Source organism: Candidatus Nitrosopumilus salarius BD31 (genome assembly GCF_000242875.2).
GTDB lineage: Archaea > Thermoproteota > Nitrososphaeria > Nitrososphaerales > Nitrosopumilaceae > Nitrosopumilus > Nitrosopumilus salarius.
On record NZ_AEXL02000079.1, the window covers coordinates 1 to 2,882 of the forward strand.

At 35.6% G+C, this 2,882-nt stretch carries 3 protein-coding genes; 2 read left to right on the forward strand and 1 reads right to left on the reverse strand.

Annotated features, from left to right (window positions below; genetic code table 11):
• On the forward strand, window positions 1-230 hold a 230-nt coding region (locus BD31_RS03760), incomplete at its 5' end, for a tryptophan synthase subunit alpha (protein ID WP_008298797.1).
• Window positions 231-413: 183 nt separating this feature from the next.
• Here BD31_RS03760 and BD31_RS03765 read toward each other — a convergent pair.
• Window positions 414-1,223 (reverse strand): plastocyanin/azurin family copper-binding protein, encoded by an 810-nt coding sequence (locus tag BD31_RS03765; protein ID WP_048097423.1) that lies wholly within the window; start codon window positions 1,221-1,223, stop codon window positions 414-416.
• A 79-nt stretch (window positions 1,224-1,302) separates the two neighbouring features.
• On the opposite strand from BD31_RS03765, the gene pyrG reads away from it, so the two are divergent.
• A partial coding sequence (gene pyrG / locus BD31_RS03770) for a glutamine hydrolyzing CTP synthase (RefSeq protein WP_008298795.1) occupies window positions 1,303-2,882 on the forward strand: 1,580 nt, incomplete at its 3' end.

Consider the following 2,882-nt stretch of genomic DNA (forward strand, 5'->3'; position numbering starts at 1 on the left):
ACGTTAGATGCAATCAAGAAAGTAAAAAAATCACCAAGGGTGAAATCCCAATAGGCATAGGATTTGGAATTTCAACTCCTGAAGATGTCAGAGCATATGTAAAAGCTGGAGCTGATGCAGTGATTGTCGGAAGCGCATATTTGAAATTAATTGAAAAAACACCTCAAAATAAACTTGAATCAAAAATTTCAGAATTTACAAAAAATCTCAAAAAACAAACAATTTTTTAATCCGTCAAAAGTGTGGCAGTCGCACACAAACTGGCTTAAGGGGGAATATCAATTTCAGTTCTGACTGCCATACTAGATGTTCTCATAAATGTATACACAAAGAAAAATAAAAGAATCATGGTAGAAAACACAAAAAATTTATTGAAAAAATAAAAAAAATTCTAACACTTGTAAAGATCGTAATTATCTAAATAATGAGAATTTAGAGCGTGTTAAAAATAAAGTGGAAAACAAACCTACACTCAGTACAGTAATTGCCAAAAACCCAAATTCAGGAATTACATGAGTGCCCATAATTTTGATTTCTTTAGAATGCGGCTCTATTGGAATTATCAGTTTAATTCCAGTGGAGGTCTCTTCAATTGTAAAATCCACCATATTGCCATCCACCCAAGCAGTGTTAGGATTTTCAATAAGTTTTGAAGGCAAGATCAGAGTAATTTGTTCATTTAGAGTATCGCCAGAAATGGTAAATGTTAATGCATTTTCTTGAGGATCCACATGGACTGCCTTTTGGAGATTAGTGTCTAAAATGTATTTGACCTCAAATCCTAACCCGTTATCGCTGTATCCAGAAGCTACCCCGTCAATGGATTGAACACTTCCAAGATTCTTTACCACATGAACTACTCCATTCATGTAAGGATGAATACTGCAAAAATAGTAAAAATCACCAAGGTCATCAAACTGTCTTGTGTAAGATTCCCCAATAGAAATCAAACCACTATCAAACAGACCGTTAATGTCTCCATCTTTATTAACAGATGTAATAGTATGAGGTGCTGTATCGGCATTACTCCACATAACAGAATCTCCAGGATATATTGTGATTTCACCAGTCGTTATACCTGTTGATTTTTCAGACCAAAAGAAAGGGGCATTTGGGTCAGATGCACCAGTCGGAATTTTAATCTCATAGGTTTCAGCAAAGGCCAAAGATCCAAATCCTGCGATAAATAAAACAAGTAAAGATAAAGCAAAGAATTCCCGCATAACATTATCACCAGAAAACAAGTATTTCAACATTCATGATCGACAAAACATACAAAAACCAGATACTCGTTTCATTGATGTGCAGACGAAGTTTATTTTTGTTACAGGTGGTGTAATGTCTGGCCTTGGAAAAGGCGTAACCACTTCCTCAATTGCAAAATTATTACAGTTAGCTGATCAAAAAGTATCCTGTGTCAAAATAGATCCATATCTTAACTATGATGCAGGAACAATGAATCCGGTGGCCCACGGCGAAGTCTTTGTCACTGAAGATGGTGGCGAATGTGATATGGATATTGGGAATTATGAAAGATTTCTAAACCAAAACATCCCTAAAAGCCATAACATCACAACAGCTCAAGTATACTCGTCTGTAATTGAAGCAGAAAGAAAGGGAGAGTATCTAGGGGCATGTGTTCAAATTATCCCCCATGTGACTGATGAGATAAAAAACAGAATAAAAAAAATTGCTAAAGACGAAAACTTAGACTTTTTGATTGTAGAGTGTGGTGGAACTGTAGGAGATATAGAATCATTGCCATTTTTAGAAGCCCTCAGACAGATGAGAGTTGAAGAAGGTCCACAAGGGGTAATTTTTGTTCATGTTACATTAGCACCTTCACTTGATGTAGTTGGAGAACAAAAAACAAAACCAACACAACATAGTGTTCAGGAACTTAGAAGAATAGGCATTCAACCTGACTTTTTAGCAGTAAGATGTTCTCTCCCACTTGAAGAGAAAACAAAGACAAAGATTGCTATGTTTACAAACGTTACTCCAAAAGATGTTTTATCATGTCATGATGCAAAATCGATTTTTGAAGTTCCACAAATGCTCTATGATCAGGGAATAATGGATGCAATATTTACAAAATTTGGAAAAGTTGGGATGGTCAATGCATCTGCCAATTGGGATCAATGGAATAAGATTGCAGAAAACATGGTAAACCATGAAGACCAAAAAGTAAAGATTGCCATGGTCGGGAAATATGTCACACTTGCAGACAGTTATGTCAGTGTAAATCATGCTCTAAAACATGCAGGCGCAAAAATTGGTAAATCAGTAGACATAGACTGGATAGATTCAGAATCAATTACAGATTACAACATTTTGTCAAATTATGACGGAATATTAGTTCCAGGAGGATTTGGCACAAGAGGATCAGATGGAATTATTAAAACTGCAAACTATGCTCGTGAGAAAAATATACCATATCTTGGTATATGCTTTGGATTTCAATTGGCAGCAATCGCATTTGCAAGGAGTGTTCTAAAATTAGAGGATGCGAATTCCACAGAGATTAAGAGTGATGCAAAGAATCCAATTGTAGATTTACTTCCAGAGCAAAAAGACATTTCAGACATGGGGGGTTCACTTAGACTTGGTGCAAATGAAATAATTATCAAAGAAAACACAAATGCACATAGAATTTATCACAGTTCTGTAATTAGCAAACGTCATAGACACAGATATGAGATCAATAAAAAATACATACCAGAGTTTGAAAAAAATGGAATGATATTTTCAGCGGAAAGTGATGAGGGGAGAAGAATGGAGATGCTAGAAATCCCATCGCAAAGATTCTATCTAGGAGTTCAATTCCATCCTGAATTCAACAGCAGACCAGGTTTTCCTGAAGAATCTTTTGAAGCATTTGT

What these genes read in the sequence shown, in the direction of transcription:
- BD31_RS03765 (WP_048097423.1), bottom strand. Translation starts at nt 1,223, where the DNA reads ATGCGGGAATTCTTTGCTTTATCTTTACTTGTTTTATTTATCGCAGGA.